Source organism: Streptococcus sp. 1055 (genome assembly GCF_013276815.1).
In the GTDB taxonomy this organism is placed as follows: domain Bacteria; phylum Bacillota; class Bacilli; order Lactobacillales; family Streptococcaceae; genus Streptococcus; species Streptococcus pseudopneumoniae.
This window is the reverse complement of sequence record NZ_VMLT01000065.1, coordinates 1-22,931: the sequence shown is the minus strand read 5'-3', so window position 1 is coordinate 22,931 and position 22,931 is coordinate 1. Positions and strand designations below refer to the sequence as shown.

Below are 22,931 nucleotides of genomic sequence, written 5' to 3'. Positions count from 1 at the left end.
TCTCCCGAAAACCACTAGCTATGCTAGTGGTTCCATAGAGCTTTTAGCGTGGTAACAAAAAGAACCTCCTAAAATGATAAGATAGAAGTGGTTTCTCCGCCACTACAACATATCATACAGGAGGTACCTCATGAGAGAGGATAATCAAAGTTTATCACATACCACATGGAATTGTAAATATCATATTGTTTTTGCACCCAAATATCGTCGTCAAATCATTTATGGCAGATACAAAGCTAGTATCGGAAGAATCATACGTGACTTATGTGAGCGTAAGGGTGTAATAATCCATGAAGCGAATGCTTGTTCAGACCATATTCACATGCTTATCAGTATTCCTCCGAAACTTAGTGTTTCGTCCTTTATGGGCTATTTAAAGGGCAAGAGCAGTTTGATGATTTTTGATAAGCATGCGAATTTAAAATACAAATATGGCAATCGCAAGTTTTGGTGTAGAGGCTATTATGTAGATACGGTAGGCCGTAATCAGAAAGTGATAGCTGAATATATTCAGAATCAATTACAAGAAGACAGAGTAGCAGACCAGCTCACGTTATTCGAGTCAGTAGATCCGTTTACTGGCGAAATAAATAAGAGGAAGTAACTAAGGTGCTTTAGCACCTGCTCGGGAAAGTGGTGCGCGAGGAAGCTATTTCGGTGGGCCTTTGGCCCTGGCCGGTAGAAGCGGCTTATAGCCGCAGAACAAACCACCAGTTCACACTGGTGGTTTTGATTNNTAAGACTGACAAAGTCAGTCACATATATACGGCAAGGCGAAGCTGATGTGGTTTGAATTTTATCTCTTAGACCAAGTTCTTTTCATAAAGAGAAGTAGGATTGGGTAAATCTCCAAGCGCCCTGCAATCATTGCAAAGGATAGGAGAATTTTTGAGATGGGACTAAAGATTGAGAAACTAGAAGTGGTTCCTAGAATAGGCCCGATATTATTGAAACAGCTAAAGACAGCGCTGGTCACGACCAGAAAATCATTGCTATCTAGGCTGACAATAAAGATAAGCGCTAGCAAAATCATAGCATAGATGACAAAGTACTTGAGAATCTTATGCTGGGTATCCTTATCAATCACCGTTTGATTCACATGGAGGGTCAAAACACGGTGGGGCGATAGGATTGACAAAATTTGGTTTTTGGCAATTTTTGAAAGGATGAGGCCTCGAATAATCTTGAGTCCACCTGCAGTTGATCCAGCAGAGCCACCGATTGCCATGAGGAAAAGGAGGATAAATTGGGAGAAGAGGGGCCAGTTGGTAATATCTCCATATCCAAAACCAGTTGTTGTAATGATGTTGGAAACCTGGAAGAAGGTCATTTCAAAGCTCTTTGAAAACCCTGGGTAGAGGTAGAGGGTGTTGAGGCTAATCAAGCCTGTAGAAACCAGTACAATGACCAAGTAAGCCCTAAGCTCTTCATCTCCAAAGAAGGCCTTGATGCGACGGAGCATGAGGTAGTAGTAGAGGTTGAAATTTACCCCAAAAACCAGAACTCCGATACTGACCAGATAGGTAATTAGTGAGCTGCCATAGTGGGCAATTCCGTCGTTATAGACGGTAAAGCCTCCAGTTCCCGCTGTCCCCATAGCAATGACAAAACTATCGTAGAGAGGCATACCAGCTAGATAATAGATGATGACAAAGAGGGAGAAGAGAGCTAGATAAAGGAGATAGAGAATCTGGGCAGTGTTTTTTAGTTTGGATACAACCTTGCCAAAAACAGGACCTGGAACCTCAGCCTTCATCACCTCTAGGTGGCTATTTTTGGCATTGTCCATAATAGCAAGTGCAAAAACAAGCACTCCCATCCCTCCAATCAAGTGGGTAAAACTTCGCCAGAAGAGGAGGGAACGACTGAGAACTGAAACGTCGTTCAAAATACTTGCTCCAGTAGTCGTAAAGCCGGAACTAATCTCAAAAAAGGCATCAATAAGGCTGGGGATTTGCCCAGCAAAGACAAAGGGGAGACCACCAAAGAAAGACCAAAGGATCCAACAGAGGGCAACAATCAAGACTCCCTCCTTGGCATAAATCCGTTGATTTTTTGGCTTTTGTAAAATTCCTGAACCGCCTAACAATACGAGAATCCCTATGGTCGAAAAGAGGGCTGTAAAGACTTGGCTCGATTCACGGTAATAGACAGCAATCGCAACAGGAACCAAAAGAAGAACAGTTTCAATCAAAAGTAACTTTGAAAGGAGGTAACGAATCATACTTTTATTCATTTCTTACCTCGCAATCAAGTCATAAATCTTGGTGATGTTTGGCAACAAGGTTGTTACTAGGAGCTTGTCTCCAACTTCCAACATATCCTCCCCAGTTGGGAAAATAGTCTTGCCCTTTCGAATAATGGCTGCAATAAGAACCCCTTTTTTCAATTTCAGTTGAGAAAGAGGTTTGGCAGTCATTTTATTGGCTTCCTTGATATGGAATTGCAGGGTTTCAATTTGGCCATTGGCTAGATGGTGCATGGCTTGAAGGTCTGAATACTGGGCATTAACTCGACCACGAATAAAGTGCATAATCGTATCTACAGCGATGCTTTTAGGTGTGATGATACTTGAAAAATCAGGCGCATTGATAATCTCGAGGAGACTGGTACGATTGACCTTAGTAATATTTTTCTGTACACCTACCCTGTCAAGGAACATAGATGTAATCAGATTTTCCTCATCGACTCCTGTTAGAGTCGCAACGGCATCATAGTGTTGAGCACTTTCTTCCAGCAGGATATCTTTTGCGGTTCCATCTCCTTGAACGATGTAGAGATTTGGGAATTTCTCGCTAAAGAAGCTGGCGATTTCAGGATTGATTTCAATGACTTTTGTATCGATACGACTATCTTTGAGAATACCAAGTAGATAATAGGCAATTCTACCTGCCCCAACGATGAGAAGGCTCTTCACGGCGCGTGATTTAAAATAATTATGGAAGAGTATCATATCGACACGGTTACCAGTGACAAAGATTCTATCTTTATCCTGTACAGTCATGTCACCGCTTGGAATGATAATTTGATGATCCCTCTCTATCGCACAGACAATGACATTACCAAATTTTTTACGAAAATCAGAAATGGGCATTTGGCAAAGACCGCTGGTGGACTTGACGACAAATTCCATGAGGCTAACGCGTCCACCAGCAAAGCGTTCGACAGACAGGGCGTTGGGGAAGTCAATGATATTCGCGATAGCGCGGGAAGCCAAGAGCTCAGGATTAACGATAAGAGAAAAACCGAGAATATTCTTTTCCTTGAAATAAGAGTTAGAATATTCAGGGTTCCGCACCCGAACGATAGTTTCTTTAGCTCCCATTTTCTTGGCTAGAACTGCTGCAATCATGTTGACTTCATCGTGCTCAGTCAGGGCGATAAAGATATCACAATCTTGGACGCTGGCTTGCTCAAGAATGGCAAAATCGGCCCCGTTACCAAGGATACCAATGATATCAAAGCGACTGACAATATGATTGAGAACAGCTTCGTCTTGCTCAATCAGCAAAACATCATGCTTTTCTGCAACCAAGGAGCGACAGAGGGCAAAACCAACTTTTCCCCCTCCGACAAGGATAATTTTCATAATAAAACCTACTTTTTCATGATGTAACTATCATACCCTTTTTCAAGAAAAAATGCACCTACTAGCTAATAACAAGAACTTTTAGTAGGAAATTTGCTATAAGGTAAAACTATACCCTAACCAATTGAAATAGCTATTAGCGACTTTCTCTGAAATATGGTATGATAAAGGATATACAAGGAGATAAAATGAATAATAATTTACTGGTATTACAATCAGACTTTGGTCTGGTTGATGGTGCGGTATCGGCTATGATTGGAGTGGCTTTAGAAGAGTCTCCAACCTTAAAAATCCATCACTTGACGCACGATATCACGCCTTATAATATTTTTGAGGGGAGCTATCGTCTCTTTCAGACGGTGGATTACTGGCCTGAGGGAACGACGTTTGTATCGGTTGTCGATCCAGGTGTCGGTTCGAAACGTAAGAGTGTAGTTGCCAAGACTGCAAAAAATCAATACATTGTCACGCCAGATAATGGGACGCTTTCCTTTATCAAGAAACACGTTGGCATTGTAGCCATTCGTGAGATTTCTGAGGTGGCCAATAGGCGTCAAAACACAGAGCATTCTTATACCTTCCACGGTCGTGATGTCTATGCCTATACTGGTGCTAAACTGGCCAGTGGTCACATTACTTTTGAGGAAGTAGGGCCAGAGCTCAGTGTGGAACAGATTGTAGAGCTTCCAGTCGTAGCGACCATCATAGAAGATCATCTGGTGAAGGGAGCCATTGATATTCTGGATGTGCGTTTCGGTTCGCTTTGGACCTCTATCACACGGGAAGAATTTTACAAGCTGGAACCAGAATTTGGTGATCGTTTTGAAGTGACCATCTATCATGCTGATATGCTGGTCTATCAAAATCAGCTTGTCTATGGCAAATCATTTGCAGATGTGAGAATTGGGCAACCCATCCTTTACATCAACTCTCTCTATCGTTTAGGTTTGGCTATCAACCAAGGTTCCTTTGCCAAGGCCTATAATGTAGGTGTCGGTTCATCTTGGACCATTGAAATAAAGAAAATAGAAGGATAAAATAGGAGAATAGTATGGAAATCAAATTTACAATTAAACAAGTTGTTGCTGTCGGAATTGGCGCTGCCCTCTTTGTCGTCATCGGGATGATCAACATTCCAACCCCTGTTCCAAATACAAGCATCCAGCTTCAGTATGCGGTACAAGCGCTACTTTCTATTATTTTTGGACCGATTATCGGTTTGCTTGTCGGGTTGATTGGTCATGCAATCAAGGACTCTCTTGTTGGTTATGGTCTATGGTGGACTTGGATTATCGCTAGCGGACTCTTTGGTTTAGTTGTGGGACTTTTTAGAAAGTACGTTCGCGTGATCAATAGTGTTTTTGACTGGAAAGATATTCTTATTTTTAATCTCATTCAACTACTTGCAAATGCCCTTGTTTGGGGTGTCTTGGCACCACTTGGAGATGTTGTGATTTATCAAGAAGCGGCAGAAAAAGTATTTGCACAAGGGATTGTTGCGGGAATTGCCAATGGTGTATCTGTAGCTATTGCAGGAACTCTTCTCTTACTTGCCTATGCAGGAACCCAAACTCGTGCAGGAAGTTTGAAAAAGGACTAATACTCAATGAAAATCAAAGAGAAAACTAGGAAGCAAGTCGCAGGTTGCTCAAAACAGTGTTTTGAAATTGTGGATAGAACTGACGANNCATACCTACGGCAAGGCGAAGCTGACGTGGTTTGAAGAGATTTTCGAAGAGTATAAAATGATGGGGAAGGCTGGGCAACTAGTCTTTTTCGATGTTTATAGATTAGTTAGGCAAGTAAGCTAGGATAGGAATCTTTTTGGCGCTAAGATTTTAAGAGGAGAGACTGCAAGAAGGGCTTGATTTATGATAAAATAGAAGTCTAAGAAGCGAATGAAGAGAGTAAGATGAAAGAAGCTATAATTGAGTGGAAGGATTTCTCTTTCCGGTATGAAACACAACAAGAACCGACCTTGCAAGGGATAGACTTGACCATTTACAAGGGAGAGAAAGTCTTAATTGTTGGACCATCTGGGTCAGGTAAATCTACCTTGGGTCAGTGTTTGAATGGGATTATTCCCAATATTTACAAGGGTCAGACATATGGAGAATTTTTGATAAAGGGTCAAGTAGCCTTTGATATGAGCATTTATGATAAGTCTCATCTGGTTAGCACAGTTTTGCAGGATACAGATGGGCAGTTTATTGGCTTGTCTGTGGCAGAAGATTTGGCGTTTGCTCTGGAAAATGATGTGACAGCCCTAGATGAGATGAAAGGTCGTGTTTATAAATGGGCTGAAAAGTTGGACCTTCTTCCTTTACTGGATCAGCGTCCTCAGGATTTGTCAGGTGGACAAAAGCAGCGAGTCAGTCTGGCTGGTGTCTTGATTGATGAAAGTCCGATTCTCTTGTTTGATGAGCCACTCGCCAATCTAGATCCCAAGTCAGGTCAGGATATTATCGAATTGATTGACCAGATTCATAAGGAAGAGGGGACGACGACTCTGATTATCGAGCACCGTTTGGAGGACGTTCTGCATCGCCCTGTGGATCGGATTGTCTTGATAAACGATGGTCGTATCCTTTTTAATGGGAGCCCTGACCAGTTGCTTGCGACTGATTTATTGACTCAAAATGGAATTCGAGAACCCCTTTATCTAACCACTCTCCGTCAATTAGGTGTGGACTTAGTCAAGGAAGAACAATTAGCAGATCTGGATAACTTGTCTATCTCAAAAGGGCAAGTCCAGTTACAGACGGAACTGGTAAAAGAAACCTCAGAATTGCAGTCACTCTTTAGACTAGAGGAAGTATCTTTTTCTTATGATGATAGGCCGATTTTAAAATCCCTACATTTAGATATTAAAAAGGGTGAAAAGATTGCTATTGTCGGAAAAAATGGAGCAGGGAAATCAACTCTAGCCAAGGCTATAAGTAGCTTTATTCAGACGGAAGGACGCTATCTTTGGGAAAAACAGGATATAAAAGGCGATTCTGTTGCAGAGCGGGCGGAACGAGTAGGATATGTGCTACAAAATCCTAATCAAATGATTTCAACCAATATGATTTTTGATGAGGTGGCTCTAGGGCTCCGTTTGCGAGGTGTGGATGAGAAGGAAATTGAAACGAGAGTCTATGAAACCTTGAAAATCTGTGGACTTTATGAATTCCGTAATTGGCCTATTTCTGCCCTGTCATTTGGTCAGAAAAAACGTGTCACCATTGCTTCAATTTTGGTCTTAGGAGCTGAAATTATTCTCCTAGATGAACCGACTGCAGGTCAAGATCAGAAGAACTATACTGAGATTATGGAATTTCTCGAAGAGTTACATCAAAAAGGGCATACCATTGTCATGATTACCCATGATATGCAATTGATGCTGGATTATTCAGACCGGGTCCTTGTCATGGTGGATGGAGAATTGATTGCCGATACTGTTCCAGCCAGTCTGTTGAGCGATCCTGAGCTGTTAGTAAAAGCCAATCTAAAAGAAACCTCCATCTTTAACTTGGCTAAGAAACTAGATGTGGATCCACTGGATTTAACGGCATTTTACAAAGAAAGGAGAGAGGGATGCAAGCTAAATTAATCGGTTACCAGCATAGAGATACTGTGATTCATCGCTTGTCAGGAGCTGGGAAACTTCTCTTTTTCATTCTGGTATCATTGGCGGCCATGATTAGCTATGATACCAGAATGCTCTTGCTGATTGCCATCTTTTCAGTCTTTCTCCTCTATTTATCAGAAATCCGCTTTAAAGATGTCTCCTTTGTAGCCGTTTTTGCGACGGTATTTGCCGTTTTAAACGTTTTGATGGTCTATCTCTTTTCTCCCGAGTATGGGGTTGGACTTTATGGAGAGAGAAGTGTGATTTGGCAGGGAATCGGTGTCTACACTCTAACCAGCCAGGAGCTCTTTTATCTGCTAAATTTGGCCATTAAGTATCTTTGCACCATTCCTCTGGCTATTATCTTTTTGATGACAACCCATCCTAGTCAGTTTGCTTCCAGTTTAAATCAAATTGGTGTGCCCTATAAGATTGCTTATTCTGTCAGCCTGACCTTGCGCTATATTCCAGATTTGCAGGAAGAATTCTTTACTATCAAGATGTCTCAGGAGGCGCGTGGGATGGAATTATCCAAGAAAGCTTCTCTTATGCAACGAATCAAAGGCAATCTGCTCATTATTACGCCCTTGATTTTTAGCTCGCTAGAACGCATTGATACCATTGCGACTGCCATGGAGCTTCGCCGCTTTGGGAAAGAGAAAAAACGCACATGGTATAGTTATCAGGCCTTGAAAAAAGGAGACTATATTACCTTGCTCTTGGCAACCTTGTTTTTAGTAGCTAGTTTACTACTTATCTTGCAGAATCAGGGACGATTTTACAACCCTTGGAAATAGCTTGAAAAAATTTAAAAAATCAAGTCGTTTCTATTGACAATGATTCTGAAAGTGTTATACTAAGAAAGTAGTTTCGCTGATTTACTTCAAACCTGTTGTGAGGTAAGTTAACGATGCCTTAACCACGCTGTTTGCTGAGCTTGACTCCGGGCAGTGTGGCTATTTTTTTGCAATGGTGAAAGGAAGCAAGTCATGACAAATCACATTGTATTATTTGAACCTCAAATTCCACAAAATACGGGCAATATCGCGCGTACTTGCGCTGCGACCAATTCTCCCCTCCACATCATCAAGCCTATGGGCTTTCCTATTGATGACCGCAAGATGAAGCGGGCTGGATTGGATTACTGGGATAAGCTAGAGATTTATTTTTACGAGAGTTTGGAAGATTTCATGTCTCGGATGAAGGGAAAACTCTATCTGATTTCGAAATTCGCGGAAAAAGTCTATTCTGAGGTGGATTTATCGACTGACGAGGACCATTATTTTCTCTTTGGACGTGAAGACAAGGGCTTACCTGAAGATTTTATGCGAGAACATCCTGAGAAGGCTCTTCGTATTCCCATGAATGATGAACATGTCCGCAGTCTCAATGTGTCTAATACCGTCTGCATGATTGTCTATGAGGCTCTTCGCCAGCAGAACTTTGCAGGTCTTGAGCTCGTCCATACCTATGAAGTGGATAAATTGAAATAAAAAATGAAAATGAACAAAATGCTTGCGCTTGCAAGCGTTTTTTGTTATGATAAAAGAGTCTTCAGGGCAGGGTGAAATTCCCGACCGGCGGTAAATTTGACTAGCTATTTTAGCTTTCTCGTCGTTGTTTTGTCTCGATATACCTTAAGTATTATCTTCGACTGCGACGCCTAGATAAATCTAAAATATCTTAGCAAAATAAGTCCGCGAGCGCAAGCTGATGTGGTGAGATTCCACAACCGACAGTATAGTCTGGATGGGAGAAGACGAAAGAATAGCTTTGTCTGTTTTGATAGATTTATAGCCGGATTGTAACCACTTGCTTTGTTTTTCTTTAATAGAGTAAGAGGGAACTTTTGGGATATAAAAAGTGAGAATAGATAGAGGAATCCTTTCCAACTTCTTCTGATTTTATAGAAAATTGGAGGAACCTGTTATGACAAACACACGTCGACTTTCGACCATTGCAATTCTATCAGCCATCTCATTTGTGCTGATGTACTTTGACTTTCCGCTTTTACCAGCGGCATCTTTCCTCAAGATCGAATTTAGTATCTTGCCAGTCCTTGTGGGTCTGGTGGTCATGGATTTGCCTGCTGCTCTAGGAGTGCTCTTGCTTCGCTCACTATTGAAATTGCTTCTTAACAGCCAAGGAGTGAATACTTACATTGGTTTGCCGATGAATATCGTAGCTTTGGGAGTTTTTGTCATCGTATTTGCTTTGATTTGGAAAAAGGAACGGACAACCCTTCGTTTCCTACTAGGCTCTCTAGCTGGAACTGTTGGTTTAACCTTGGCCATGTTGGTTCTCAACTATGTTTATGCTGTTCCTTTGTACGCTAAGTTTGCTAACTTTGATATTGGAAAAATTTTGGGACTTTCCAACTACCTAATGACCATGGTATTACCTTTTAACTTGATTGAGGGTGTAATCTTTTCCGTTTCATTCTGGTTGTTGTACGTCCTTTTGAAACCAACCTTAAAACACTATGAAAGATAAACAAACATTTTTAATGAAGGGCAGTTTTGCCCTTTTACTTTTCGTTATTCTTGGCTACATGGTCAAATTTTACCCTGAAACGCTGGTCGGTTTTGACCAATCGATTCAGACTGCCATTCGAGGAGACTTACCAGATTATTTGACTATTCTTTTTCGATCCCTCACACATCTGATTGATATTCCAGTGATTATCACTTGGGTTGTCATTATAGCTTTTGTCTTTTATCGTAAGCGATGGAAGATAGAAAGTTTCTTCATGCTGGGAAATCTGGCTTTGGCAGGTCTTTTAATCGTGACCTTTAAAAATATCTACCAGCGCCCACGACCAGCTATCTTACATCTGGTGGAGGAGAAGGGATTTTCCTTCCCAAGTGGGCATTCTCTAGCTGTAACGCTGATGGTAGGGACTTTGATTGTTATTCTTAGTCAGCGGATTAAAGATCAGGTCTGGAGAAAAATCGTACAAATCGTCCTTGGCCTCTACCTAGTCAGTGTGCTGGTATCAAGAGTCTATCTGGGAGTTCACTACCCATCAGATGTTCTTGCCAGTTTCTGTGTGGGTTTGGGAGTCTTGTTTATCGAGTTTCCCTTCTATGACAAGCTCCGCTTCCAATGGCGATTTAAAGGCAAACAGAAGTGAGTATCGAATTCCCTTGAGGAGAAAGAAATGAAAGTCAATATAGTAGATCTTCATCCGACTCAACTATATTTATCAGAAAAGAAGTTGCAAGATATTCAGATGATTTACCAGTCGGCAGAAACAAACCAAGTCGATCCAATCAGTATTCTTGCCTTTGGAGATTGTTTGCTGATTACAGATGGGCATCACAGGGCTTATCAGGCTTTATTGGCAGGTCGGGATACGATTTCTGCTGAGTGGGATAGAGATGGTGGTGATGAACTATATCATCTCTATGCGCAAGCTTGCGAGGAAAGAAAGATTTACTCTGTTTTTGATTTAGAAGATCGTATCCTAGCTCAAGATGGGTATGAAGCAAAATGGTATAACTGGTGTGATGGTTTTAATCAAGCAGCAACTCTTTTGTTGAAAAGGTAGTGCATTGTGTTTTGTTCCTTATTATAAGGTCAATTATTGTGAGGAAGCTTTTGCTTGGTATCAGGATGTGAACTTGGTTTACCTCGTAGATGGGGTGAAGCTTCCTTACAGTCAAGCGACCTTGGAAGCCATGTATTCCTATTTGGATCGGCATGGTGAGCTTTTTTGGATTGAAGTCAAGGAGAAGGGAGAATGGTTTCCAATTGGGGATATTACACTATCTCAGGATAATCTCCCCATTGTGATTGGGAATTCCGCTTACCAACATCGAGGACTTGGAAAAAAGATTCTAAGTGCTTTGATTGAATTGGCTCGAGTAAAAGGATGGAAAGAATTGAGAGTCAAGGAAATCTACACCTACAATCATGCTTCTAGGAGGTGTTTCAAGTCGCTTGGATTTGTGGAAAATGGAGCAACAGAAAAAGGAAGGAGTTTTATATTGGAATTAGTCTAATCCTGCCACTTTCTCCCGCTTAACCTTTGACTATTCCGCAAAATTATCGTAAAATAAAGAGTAAATGATAAAATGAGGTCAGAGTCTGTTTGCTCTGGCGATAGTAGTATAAATGAGGAGAAACGCTTTGGAATTAGAAGTATTTGCTGGGCAAGAAAAAAGTGAACTATCTATGATTGAGGTAGCGCGTGCTATCTTGGAACTTCGTGGTCGCGATCATGAGATGCATTTTAGCGATCTTGTAAATGAAATTCAAAACTACCTTGGAACATCAAACAGCGATATCCGCGAAGCTTTGCCTTTGTTCTACACAGAGTTGAACTTTGACGGTAGCTTCATCTCACTTGGGGACAACAAATGGGGTCTTCGTTCATGGTATGGTGTGGACGAAATCGACGAAGAAATCATCGCTCTTGAAGAAAATGACGACGATGAAGTAGCACCAAAAGCTAAGAAAAAACGTGTCAATGCCTTTATGGATGGTGATTCAGATGCCATTGACTACAATGCAGATGATCCAGAAGACGAAGATGCATACGAAGCAGATCCAGCTCTTTCATACGATGATGAAAATCCAGATGATGAAAAAAATGAAGTGGAAGCTTATGATGCAGAAATCAACGAAATCGCTCCAGATGACTTGGGAGAAGATGTGGATCTCAACGAAGACGACGACGAGTTTTCAGATGACGACGCTGAAACCAGCGAGGAATAAGAGTTAGCTATTGACAATTATCCTATTTTTAGGTATCATATTGTTTGGGCACCTCTTTTAGAGGTCGGGGCTCCCTAGTTCTTAGGGAGCTATTTTTGTTTTTTCAAGAAGTTATCTTCTTGTATTTTATACTCAATGAAAATCAAAGAGCAAGCTAGGAAACTAGCCGTAGGCTGCTCAAANNACTGACAAAGTCAGGAACACATATCTACGGCAAGGCGACGTTGACGCGGTTTGAAGAGATTTTCGAAGAGTATTAGTTGTGAATCTGGTGCAGTCGTCCCAGATTATTCTTATTAGTAGGGTCTTGTTTTCTATATCCCCTCGTAGTTAACAAGACCTTGAGCATTTTAGAAAGAGGAATCTATGTCTACGAAATATATTTTTGTAACTGGTGGTGTGGTATCGTCTATTGGGAAAGGGATTGTGGCAGCGAGTCTAGGCCGTCTCTTGAAAAATCGTGGTCTCAAAGTAACCATTCAAAAGTTTGACCCTTATATCAATATTGATCCGGGAACCATGAGTCCTTACCAGCACGGGGAAGTTTTTGTGACAGATGACGGAGCTGAGACAGATTTGGACTTGGGTCACTATGAACGTTTCATCGATATCAATCTTAACAAATATTCCAACGTGACAACTGGTAAAATTTACAGTGAAGTTCTTCGTAAAGAACGCCGTGGAGAATACCTTGGGGCAACTGTTCAGGTCATTCCTCATATCACAGATGCTTTGAAAGAAAAAATCAAGCGTGCAGCTGTAACGACAGACTCTGATGTCATTATCACAGAGGTCGGTGGAACCGTTGGAGATATCGAATCTTTGCCATTCCTAGAGGCCCTTCGTCAGATGAAGGCAGATGTGGGGGCGGATAATGTTATGTACATCCATACAACCCTACTTCCTTACCTCAAGGCCGCTGGTGAAATGAAGACCAAACCAACTCAGCACTCTGTAAAAGAATTGCGTGGATTGGGAATCCAACCAAATATGTTGGTGATTCGTACAGAAGAGCCAGCTGGTCAAGGAATTAAAAATAAACTGGCCCAGTTCTGTGATGTGGCACCAGAAGCCGTTATCGAATCGTTGGATGTCGAACATCTTTACCAAATTCCACTGAACTTGCAGGCACAAGGTATGGACCAAATTGTCTGTGACCATTTGAAATTAGACGCACCAGCAGCGGATATGACAGAATGGTCAGCCATGGTGGACAAGGTCATGAACCTCAAGAAACAAGTTAAGATTTCCCTTGTTGGTAAGTATGTGGAGTTGCAAGATGCCTATATCTCAGTGGTCGAAGCCTTGAAACACTCTGGCTATGTCAATGATGTAGAAGTTAAAATCAATTGGGTCAATGCCAATGATGTGACAGCAGAGAATGTAGCAGAACTCTTGTCTGATGCGGACGGGATCATCGTACCAGGTGGTTTTGGTCAACGTGGTACAGAAGGGAAAATCCAAGCCATCCGCTATGCGCGTGAAAATGATGTTCCAATGTTGGGAGTCTGCTTGGGAATGCAGTTGACATGTATCGAATTTGCTCGTCACGTTTTAGGACTCGAAGGTGCCAATTCTGCAGAGCTTGCACCAGAAACAAAATACCCTATCATTGATATCATGCGTGATCAGATTGATGTTGAGGATATGGGGGGAACCCTTCGCTTGGGGCTTTATCCGTCTAAGTTGAAACGTGGCTCTAAGGCAGCAGCTGCTTATCATAATCAAGAAGTGGTGCAACGCCGTCACCGTCACCGTTATGAGTTTAATAATGCCTTCCGTGAGCAGTTTGAGGCAGCAGGTTTTGTCTTTTCAGGAGTTTCTCCAGACAATCGTTTGGTAGAAATCGTGGAAATTCCTGAAAATAAATTCTTTGTAGCGTGTCAGTATCACCCTGAACTGTCAAGCCGTCCAAACCGACCAGAAGAACTCTACACTGCCTTTGTTACTGCAGCGGTTGAGAATAGCAATTAGCAAAATCAGAACCTTTGAGAAAAATCTCAGAGGTTTTTTTGCATACGATGGATATTGCAGTATATCTGAGGTAGGAGTCCTCTGTGTGTACCTGCTACCGTTGAAATCAATAGCGACTCCCTCTTGCCCTGTGCTAGTGAATGGATTTATCAGTATATTGAAATGAAATAAAATCTGAACAAATTAATTCGGAAAGCCAAATTAATTTCTAGCAAAGTTTTAGGAACTGGATTGTATCATGAATTGAAATAAGATGTGAACATCTCTATCAGAAAAGTCAAATTAATTTATAGAAATATTTTAGCAGTCAAGATGGACTGTTATAGATTCAATACACTATACTTTTTTAATTTAATCCATTATAGTAAAATGAAATAATAACAGGACAAATCGATTTCTAACAATGTTTTAGAAATAGAGGTGTACTATTCTAGTTTCAATATACTATATATCTGCAGAATACTCTTTCAGTTTCATTCAGCCTAGTCTTGCTTAGGAAAAAGTAAGAAGCCATCCAATTATGATGGATAGCTTCTTGGTTATTAGATTTGTTCTGCAAAAACCTTTTCAGCAAGGTTCATAGCGTGGTCTGATACACGAGTGTAGTGTGAGATGATGTCGATAAAGTTGACCCCAGCTTGTGTTGAACATTCGCCCTTGTTGAGGCGTTTGATGTGGGTTTTTCTGAGAACACGTTCTATCTTATTGATTGCTTCATGACGTTCTACAAGACTGCGTGCTTTTTCAATATCATTGTTTTCCACACTATCCAGAGCATCTTTGATAAAGTCACTAGTTTGACGATAAACTTCCTCTAATTCTTTCAAGGCGGCATCAGAAAATTCAACATTTTTACGTTGAAGATAGTCAGTCAGATTGAGTAGAGCCTCCGCGTGGTCTCCAATCCGTTCCAAATCACGGGAGGAATCAAGGATATTGGTGAGCACTTCGCTTTCTTTTTGACTGAGAGCTTCGCTTGAAAGGGCAATGAGATAACGTGTTAATTGCTCATCGATGGTGTTAATGGCTTCTTCGGTTTTATGCCCTTTTTCAGCAACTTTTTCATCCAAGTCAATGATATACTTATAGGAAAGGTCAAAGGCTTTGGCAGCGTAGTTTCCTAAATGCAAGAGCTCTTTCTTAGCATTTCCGAGAGCGATAGATGGGGCTTGTTTGATGAAATGCTCATCAAGATATAAGGGTTCATATTTGACAACCTCGTCCTCTCCAGGAATAATCTTGGTTACAAAGTAAGCCAGAGCTCCGATAAATGGAAATTGGACAATGGTATTGGTAATATTAAAGGTTCCGTGAGCAAAGGCGATGGTCATTTCTGGTGCTAGATTTAGCGTAGCTTCAAACCAATGAATCAGGGCTGTAAAAGGAACTAGAAAAATAACGCAGACGACTGTTCCGATAACGTTGAAGGCAACATGAGCTCCTGCTACCCGTTTAGCTGCAATATTAGCACCTAAAGAGGCAATGATGGCTGTAATGGTTGTCCCGATATTGTCACCAAATAGAACTGGCAAAGCTCCTTGCAGGTCAATGAGATTGCTGGCGTAGAGGTTTTGTAAAATCCCGATGGTAGCCGAGGAAGCTTGAATCAGTAAGGTCAAGCCGGTACCGACAAAGACACCCAAAACAGGATTCTTACTTAGCTCAATCATATAGTCCTTAAAGACCTGTAAATCCTTGAGTGGAGCCATTGCACCGCTCATAAGATTGAGGGCAAAAAAGATACCACCGACACCAAAGAGGATGCGTCCGATATTATTGACTGTCCGATTTTTCGTAAAAAAGAGACAGACAGCACCGATAAAGAGCATAGGTAGGGCATAGTCACCTAGTTTAAACCCAATAAGAAAGGATGTGACTGTTGTCCCGATATTAGCCCCCATGACAATTCCGATAGCCTGACGTAAGGTTAGGAGACCGGCACTGACCAGGCCGACTGTGATAACTGTTACACCAGAACTAGACTGAATTAGAGCAGTCATCCCAATACCAACCAGAACTCAAAAGAAAGGATTACTAGTATATTTGTCAAGGTAAAAACGAAGGCGATCTCCAGCAGCTTGTTGCAAACCGTCTCCCATGGTCTTGATACTATATAAGAATAGTCCCAGACCACCTAAAAAGTGAAATAAAATTTCCTGCCAATTAATGGACATTTCTTTTTCCTCCGAAAAATAATCGCGGAATATCTCCTATTCTATTTTAAAGGATAAAAGTAAATCTAACAAGTGTTAATGTCAAGTTTGTAAAAGAAAATTATAATTGATAAGTGTATTATTTTTAAGAGTTTTTAACCTTATTTTAGATTTGTGAAAACAGCTATTGTTTTTTGTCAAAAAATGCTTTAGGATAAAAATGTGATTATCATGGTTCTAGAGTTTGATAAAAAACTACAGAATATAAAGCGCTTTCTTAAAAAACAACAAAATCAATCTTTTAGGAGGAGAAAATGAAGAATCCATTTTTTGAAAGACGTTGTCGTTACAGTATTCGTAAGTTATCAGTAGGAGCCTGCTCGCTGATGATTGGTGCTGTTTTATTTGCTAGTCCAGCCTTGGCAGAAGAAACTGCAGTTCCTGAAAATAGCGGAACCAATACAGAGCTTGTTTCAGGAGAGAGTGAGCATCCAACTAATGAAGCTGACAAGCAGCATGAAGGAGAACATGCTAGAGAAAATAAGGCAGAAGAGGCAGAAGGAGTAGCGACAGCATCTGAAACTGCTTCGCCAGCAAGCAATGAAGCTGCTACTACTGAAACCGCAGAAGCAGCTAGCACAGCTAAACAAGAGGAAAAAGCAAGTGAGGTGGCTGCAGAAACACCATCTGCAGAAGCAAAACCTAAGTCTGAAAAGGAAATAGAAGCAAAGCCCGAAGCAACTAGCCAAGGGGATGAGTCTAAGCCAGCAGCAGAAGCTAATAAGACTGAAAAAGAAGTCCAGCCAGATGTCCCTAAAAATACGGAAAAAACATTAAAACCAAAGGAAATCAAATTTAATTCTTGGGATGAATTGTTGAAATGGGAACCAGGAGCTCGTGAAGATGACGCTATTAACCGCGGATCTGTTGCCCTCGCTTCACGTCGGACAGGTCATTTGGTCAATGAAAAAGCTAGTAAGGAAGCAAAAGTACAAGCCCTATCTAACACCAATTCTAAAGCAAAAGACCACGCTTCTGTTGGTGGAGAAGAGTTCAAGGCCTATGCTTTTGACTATTGGCAATATCTAGATTCAATGGTCTTCTGGGAAGGTCTTGTACCAACGCCTGACGTTATTGATGCAGGTCACCGTAACGGGGTTCCTGTATATGGTACACTCTTCTTCAACTGGTCAAATAGTATTGCTGATCAAGAAAAATTTGCTGAAGCTTTGAAGCAAGACGCAGATGGTAGCTTTCCAATTGCCCGTAAATTGGTAGATATGGCCAAGTATTATGGCTATGATGGCTATTTCATTAACCAAGAAACAACTGGGGATTTGGTTGAACCTCTTGGAGAAAAGATGCGCCAGTTTATGCTCTATACCAAGGAGTATGCTGCTAAGGTAAACCATCCAATCAAGTATTCTTGGTACGATGCCATGACTTATAACTATGGACGTTACCACCAAGATGGTTTGGGAGAATACAACTACCAATTCATGCAACCTGAAGGAGATAAGGTTCCAGCAGACAACTTCTTTGCTAACTTTAACTGGACCAAAGAGAAGAATGATTACTCTGTAGCTATGGCCAAATGGCTAGAGCGTAGCCAGTACGATGTCTTTGCAGGATTGGAATTGCAACAGGGTGGTTCTTATAAGACTAAAGTGAAATGGGATGCCCTTTTAGATGAAAATGGCAAACTTCGCTTGTCACTTGGTCTCTTTGCGCCAGATACTATTACAAGTCTTGGCAAGACAGGCGAAGACTATCATAAGAACGAAGATATATTCTTTACAGGTTACCAAGGTGATCCTACTGGCCAAAAACCAGGTGACAAAGATTGGTATGGTATTGCTAATCTAGTTGCGGACCGTACGCCAGCGGTAGGTAATACTTTTACTACTTCTTTTAATACAGGTCATGGTAAAAAATGGTTCGTAGATGGTAAGGTTTCTAAGGATTCTGAGTGGAATTATCGTTCAGTATCAGGTGTTCTTCCAACATGGCGCTGGTGGCAAAAATCAACTGGTGATAAGTTGAAAGCAAGCTATGATTTTGAAGATGCTTATAATGGTGGAACTTCTCTTAAATTTGCAGGGGATCTTTCAGGTGCGACCAAGCAAGATGTGAATTTGTACTCTACTCGCTTGAAGGTGACAGATACAACCAAATTGCATGTTGCCCACAAAGGAGGCAAAGGGACCAAGGTTTATGTAGAATTTGCAACCAAGAAAGATTATACCTATGGTGATGAAGCTGCCCGTAAAGAATTGACAGTTTCAGATAACTGGACTACCGATGATTTTGATTTGAGTGCCTTGGCAGGTAAAACAATTTACGGTATTAAACTCTATTTTGAAAATGACAAAGACTTAAAAGGTTATCAATTTAACCTGGGGCAATTGACCATCAGCAATAATCAAGATGCTCCTCAGGCACCAACCACAGTAGCTGTAGCCAAACAAGTCCTTAAAAATGCCCAAGAAGCGGAAGCAGTTGTACAATTTACTGGTCATAAAGATGCTGATTTCTATGAAGTCTATGAAAAGGATGGCGATGCTTGGCGCCTATTGACAGGTTCATCTGCAACTACGATCTACCTACCAAAAGTTAGCCGCTCAGCTAGTGCGACTGGTACTAGTCAGGAGTTGAAGGTTGTTGCAGTTGGTAAGAATGGCCTTCGTTCTGAAGCAGCAACTACAAACTTTGAGTGGGGGATGACTGTCCAAGACACAAGTCTTCCAAGACCTCTAGCAGAAAACATCGTTCCAGGGGCTACTGTTATCGGAAGTACCTTCCCAGATACAGAAGGTGGAGAAGGTATCGAAGGTATGTTGAATGGGACCATCACCAGTCTATCTGACAAATGGTCTTCTTCTCAATTAAGTGGTAGCGTTGATATTCGTTTGACACAACCACGCCGTGTTGTGAGATGGGTCATGGATCATGCTGGAGCTGGTGGTGAGTCTGTTAACGATGGCTTGATGAACACCAAAGACTTTGACCTTTATTATAAAGATGCAGATGGTGAGTGGAAGCTAGCTAAGGAAGTCCGTGGTAACAAAGCACACGTGACAGATATCACTCTTGATAAACCAATCACTGCTCAAGACTGGCGCTTGAATGTTGTCACTTCTGACAATGGAACTCCATGGAAGGCTATTCGTATCTATAACTGGAAAATGTATGAAAAGCTTGATACTGAGAGTGTCAATATTCCGATGGCCAAGGCTGCAGCCCGTTCTCTAGGCAATAACAAGGTACAGGTTGGTTTTGCGGATGTACCAGCTGGAGCAACCATTACCGTTTATGACAATCCAAATTCTCAAACTCCGCTTGCAACCTTGAAGAGCGAAGTTGGAGGAGACCTAGCAAGTGCACCATTGGATTTGACAAATCAATCTGGTCTTCTGTACTATCGTACCCAGTTTCCAGGCAAGGAAATTAGTAATGTCCTAGCAGTTTCCGTTCCAAAAGATGACAGAAAAATCAAGTCAGTCAGCCTAGAGACAGGACCTAAGAAAACAAGCTACGCCGAAGGGGAGGATTTGAACCTTAGAGGTGGTGTTCTTCGAGTTCGGTATGAAGGGGGAGCTGAGGACGAACTCATTCGCCTAACTCACGCAGGTGTATCAGTATCAGGATTTGACACGCATCATAAGGGAGAACAAAATCTTACTCTCCAATACTTGGGACAACCAGTAAATGCGAATTTGTCAGTGACTGTTACTAGTCAAGATGAAGCAAGTCCGAAAACTATTTTGAGAATTGAAGTAAGTCAGGAACCGAAAAAAGATTACCTAGTTGGTGATAGCTTAGACTTGTCTGAAGGACGCTTTGCAGTGGCTTATAGCAATGACACCATGGAAGAACATTCCTTTACTGATGAGGGAGTTGAAATTACTGGTTACCATGCTCAAAAGACTGGTCGTCAAACCTTGACGCTTCGTTACCAAGGTCATGAAGTCAACTTTGATGTTTTGGTATCTCCAAAAGCAGCATTGAACGATGAGTACCTTAAACAAAAATTAGCAGAAGTTGAAGTGGCTAAGAACAAGGTGGTCTATAACTTTGCTTCACCAGAAGTAAAAGAAGCCTTCTTGAAAGCAATTGAAGCGGCTGAACAAGTGTTGAAAGACCATGAAACTAGTACCCAAGATCAGGTTAATGACCGTCTTAATAAATTGACAGAAGCTCATAAAGCTCTGAATGGTCAAGAGAAATTTACGGAAGAAAAGACAGAGCTTGATCGCTTAACAGGTGAGGCTCAAGAACTCTTGGCTGCCAAACCAAACCATCCTTCAGGTTCTGCCCTAGCTCCTCTTCTTGAGAAAAACAAGGCCTTGGTTGAAAAAGTAGATTTGAGTCCAGAAGAGCTTGCAACAGCGAAACAGAGTTTGAAAGATCTGGTTGCCTTATTGAAAGAAGACAAGCCAGCAGTCTTTTCTGATAGTAAAACAGGTGTTGAAGTACACTTCTCAAATAAAGAGAAGACTGTCATCAAGGGCTTGAAAGTAGAGCGTGTTCAAGCAAGTGCTGAAGAGAAGAAATACTTTGCTGGAGAAGATGCTCATGTCTTTGAAATAGAAGGTCTAGATGAAAAAGGTCAAGACGTTGATCTCTCTTACGCTTCTATTGTGAAAATTCCAATTGAAAAAGATAAGAAAGTGAAGAGAGTATTCTTCTTACCTGAAGGCAAAGAGGCAGTGGAATTGGCTTTTGAACAAACGGATAGTCATGTTATCTTTACAGCACCACACTTTACTCATTATGCCTTTGTTTATGAATCTGCTGAGAAACCACGAGTAGAATCTAATGGTGCAAATGACCTTGTTACTATCTCAACTAAACCAGAACAACAAAACACAGTCCTTCCAAAAACTACTAATCAACCGGCTTCTGATCAACAAAAGGCTCCTAAATTGGAAGTTCAAGAGGAAAAGGTTGCCTTTGACCGTCAAGAGCATGAAAATGCTGATATGCTAGTTGGGGAACAACGAGTCATCATACAGGGACGAGATGGTCTATTAAGACATGTCTTTGAAGTTGATGAAAACGGTCAGCGTCGTCTTCGTTCAACAGAAGTCATCCAAGAGGCGATTCCAGAAATTGTTGAAATTGGAACAAAAGTAAAAACAGAACCAGCAGTAGCGCCTACACAAGAAAAACCAGCCCAAAATACAGCAGTTAAATCAGAAGAAGCAGGCACCCAATTGCCAAATACAGGAACTGCTGATGCCAATGAAGCCCTAATAGCAGGATTGGCAAGCCTTGGTCTTGCTAGTTTAGCCTTGACATTGAAACAGAAAAAAGAAGATGAAGATTAAATATCGAAAAATCTTGTGAAATCTTTCCTTATATTTCCAAAGTGTGATATAATAGTTTCGAATAAAATAAATAAAGGGGTTTTTGTAACATGGCAAAACTTACTGTTAAAGACGTTGACTTGAAAGGTAAAAAAGTCCTCGTTCGTGTTGACTTCAACGTACCATTGAAAGATGGCGTAATCACTAACGACAACCGTATCACAGCAGCTCTTCCAACTATTAAGTACATCATCGAACAAGGTGGACGTGCAATTCTTTTCTCTCACCTTGGACGTGTGAAAGAAGAAGCTGATAAAGCTGGTAAATCACTTGCTCCTGTAGCAGCAGACTTGGCAGCTAAATTGGGCCAAGACGTTGTTTTCCCAGGTGTAACTCGTGGTGCTGAATTGGAAGCAGCGATCAACGCTCTTGAAGATGGACAAGTTCTTTTGGTTGAAAACACTCGTTACGAAGATGTTGACGGCAAGAAAGAATCTAAAAACGATCCTGAACTTGGTAAATACTGGGCATCACTTGGAGATGGTATCTTCGTAAATGATGCATTCGGTACAGCTCACCGTGCACACGCATCTAACGTTGGTATCTCAGCAAACGTTGAAAAAGCAGTTGCTGGTTTCCTTCTTGAAAACGAAATTGCCTATATCCAAGAAGCAGTTGAAACTCCAGAACGTCCATTCGTAGCGATCCTTGGTGGTTCAAAAGTTTCAGACAAGATCGGTGTTATCGAAAACTTGCTTGAAAAAGCTGATAAAGTCCTTATCGGTGGTGGTATGACTTACACATTCTACAAAGCACAAGGTATCGAAATCGGTAACTCACTTGTAGAAGAAGACAAATTGGATGTTGCGAAAGCTCTTCTTGAAAAAGCAAACGGTAAATTGATCTTGCCAGTTGACTCAAAAGAAGCTAACGCATTTGCTGGTTACACTGAAGTGCGTGACACTGAAGGTGAAGCAGTTTCTGAAGGCTTCCTTGGTCTTGACATCGGTCCAAAATCTATCGCTAAATTTGACGAAGCTTTGACTGGTGCCAAAACAGTTGTATGGAACGGACCTATGGGTGTATTTGAAAACCCAGACTTCCAAGCTGGTACAATCGGTGTGATGGACGCTATCGTGAAACAACCAGGCGTTAAATCAATCATCGGTGGTGGTGACTCAGCTGCCGCAGCAATCAACCTTGGTCGTGCAGACAAGTTCTCATGGATCTCTACTGGTGGTGGAGCATCAATGGAACTTCTTGAAGGTAAAGTATTGCCAGGTTTGGCTGCACTTACAGAAAAATAATTTCAGCCCGTTAGTCTCTACAAAATCCTGATTTTGTAGAAAAGGAAGAAAACTGAAACGTTAACAAAAAGGTGGCTATGTCACCTTTTTGTGTTAGTGTAGGTATTTGTGACGCGGTGGTGGGGCATCAATGGAGCTTCTTGAAGGTAATACTCTTCGAAAATCTCTTCAAACCACGTCAACGTCGCCTTGCCGTATATATGTTACTGACTTCGTCAGTTCTATCTACAACCTCAAAGCAGTGTTTTGCGCTGCCTTTGTCAGTTC

Annotated in this window: 16 protein-coding genes, 1 pseudogene and 1 riboswitch; of the genes and pseudogenes, 14 read left to right on the top strand and 3 right to left on the bottom strand. The window is 41.4% G+C overall.

The genetic code is table 11. From position 1 onward, the window contains the following. Positions 1 to 130 precede the first annotated feature (130 nt). A complete protein-coding gene (tnpA, locus tag HT699_RS06440; RefSeq protein WP_001206386.1) occupies positions 131 to 604 on the top strand; it encodes an IS200/IS605-like element ISSpn6 family transposase in 474 nt (157 codons plus the stop codon). A 192-nt stretch (positions 605 to 796) separates the two neighbouring features. Here the strand turns inward: tnpA and HT699_RS06435 are convergent, their stop codons facing one another. Continuing rightward, complete coding sequence (locus HT699_RS06435; RefSeq protein ID WP_016397104.1) at positions 797 to 2,236, bottom strand: TrkH family potassium uptake protein; 1,440 nt, start codon at positions 2,234 to 2,236, stop codon at positions 797 to 799. A gap of 3 nt (positions 2,237 to 2,239) precedes the next feature. Continuing rightward, a complete protein-coding gene (trkA, locus tag HT699_RS06430) occupies positions 2,240 to 3,589 on the bottom strand; it encodes a Trk system potassium transporter TrkA (protein WP_041171449.1) in 1,350 nt (449 codons plus the stop codon). 188 nt (positions 3,590 to 3,777) lie between these two features. On the opposite strand from trkA, the gene HT699_RS06425 reads away from it, so the two are divergent. The 11 genes from HT699_RS06425 (at position 3,778) to HT699_RS06375 (ending at position 13,895) form a co-directional block, all read left to right on the top strand. Beyond that, the gene (locus HT699_RS06425) at positions 3,778 to 4,626 is read left to right on the top strand and encodes an S-adenosyl-l-methionine hydroxide adenosyltransferase family protein (RefSeq protein ID WP_016399015.1); all 849 of its coding nucleotides are present in this window, start codon (positions 3,778 to 3,780) and stop codon (positions 4,624 to 4,626) included. A gap of 14 nt (positions 4,627 to 4,640) precedes the next feature. After that, a complete protein-coding gene (locus HT699_RS06420) occupies positions 4,641 to 5,189 on the top strand; it encodes an ECF-type riboflavin transporter substrate-binding protein (RefSeq protein WP_000403170.1) in 549 nt (182 codons plus the stop codon). Positions 5,190 to 5,501: 312 nt separating this feature from the next. Continuing rightward, entirely contained in the window at positions 5,502 to 7,184 is a 1,683-nt protein-coding gene (locus HT699_RS06415; RefSeq protein ID WP_000656547.1) for an ABC transporter ATP-binding protein, read from the top strand. Next, on the top strand, positions 7,169 to 7,999 hold the full coding sequence (locus tag HT699_RS06410; RefSeq protein WP_001148101.1) for an energy-coupling factor transporter transmembrane component T: 831 nt from the start codon (positions 7,169 to 7,171) through the stop codon (positions 7,997 to 7,999). The genes HT699_RS06415 and HT699_RS06410 overlap by 16 nt, the downstream gene beginning before the upstream one ends. Before the next feature lie 192 nt (positions 8,000 to 8,191). Then, positions 8,192 to 8,695, top strand: a complete 504-nt coding sequence (locus HT699_RS06405; RefSeq protein ID WP_016399012.1) for a tRNA (cytidine(34)-2'-O)-methyltransferase — start codon at positions 8,192 to 8,194, stop codon at positions 8,693 to 8,695. Positions 8,696 to 8,748: 53 nt separating this feature from the next. Continuing rightward, a riboswitch (FMN riboswitch) is annotated at positions 8,749 to 8,967 on the top strand. 164 nt (positions 8,968 to 9,131) lie between these two features. After that, a complete protein-coding gene (locus HT699_RS06400; protein ID WP_000185835.1) occupies positions 9,132 to 9,695 on the top strand; it encodes an ECF transporter S component in 564 nt (187 codons plus the stop codon). After that, entirely contained in the window at positions 9,685 to 10,335 is a 651-nt protein-coding gene (locus HT699_RS06395) for a phosphatase PAP2 family protein (protein ID WP_000653440.1), read from the top strand. Before HT699_RS06400 ends, HT699_RS06395 begins: the two co-directional genes overlap by 11 nt. Before the next feature lie 27 nt (positions 10,336 to 10,362). Beyond that, positions 10,363 to 10,752 (top strand): chromosome partitioning protein ParB, encoded by a 390-nt coding sequence (locus HT699_RS06390; protein WP_044791853.1) that lies wholly within the window; start codon positions 10,363 to 10,365, stop codon positions 10,750 to 10,752. Positions 10,753 to 10,756: 4 nt separating this feature from the next. Then, complete coding sequence (locus HT699_RS06385; protein ID WP_000333653.1) at positions 10,757 to 11,206, top strand: GNAT family N-acetyltransferase; 450 nt, start codon at positions 10,757 to 10,759, stop codon at positions 11,204 to 11,206. 127 nt (positions 11,207 to 11,333) lie between these two features. After that, positions 11,334 to 11,921 carry a DNA-directed RNA polymerase subunit delta gene (gene rpoE, locus HT699_RS06380; protein WP_000418402.1) on the top strand — a complete coding sequence of 196 codons (588 nt, stop codon included), beginning with the start codon at positions 11,334 to 11,336 and terminating at the stop codon, positions 11,919 to 11,921. 366 nt (positions 11,922 to 12,287) lie between these two features. Then, positions 12,288 to 13,895: a CTP synthase gene (locus HT699_RS06375; protein ID WP_054392558.1), complete on the top strand. Its 1,608-nt coding sequence runs from the start codon at positions 12,288 to 12,290 to the stop codon at positions 13,893 to 13,895. Positions 13,896 to 14,437: 542 nt separating this feature from the next. Here the strand turns inward: HT699_RS06375 and HT699_RS06370 are convergent. Further along, positions 14,438 to 16,069, bottom strand: a pseudogene (locus HT699_RS06370) (Na/Pi cotransporter family protein). A 293-nt stretch (positions 16,070 to 16,362) separates the two neighbouring features. On the opposite strand from HT699_RS06370, the gene HT699_RS06365 reads away from it, so the two are divergent. After that, positions 16,363 to 21,378: a bacterial Ig-like domain-containing protein gene (locus HT699_RS06365; protein WP_138701055.1), complete on the top strand. Its 5,016-nt coding sequence runs from the start codon at positions 16,363 to 16,365 to the stop codon at positions 21,376 to 21,378. A gap of 89 nt (positions 21,379 to 21,467) precedes the next feature. Then, positions 21,468 to 22,664 (top strand): phosphoglycerate kinase, encoded by a 1,197-nt coding sequence (locus HT699_RS06360; protein ID WP_001096743.1) that lies wholly within the window; start codon positions 21,468 to 21,470, stop codon positions 22,662 to 22,664. The last annotated feature ends 267 nt before the right edge of the window (positions 22,665 to 22,931 follow it).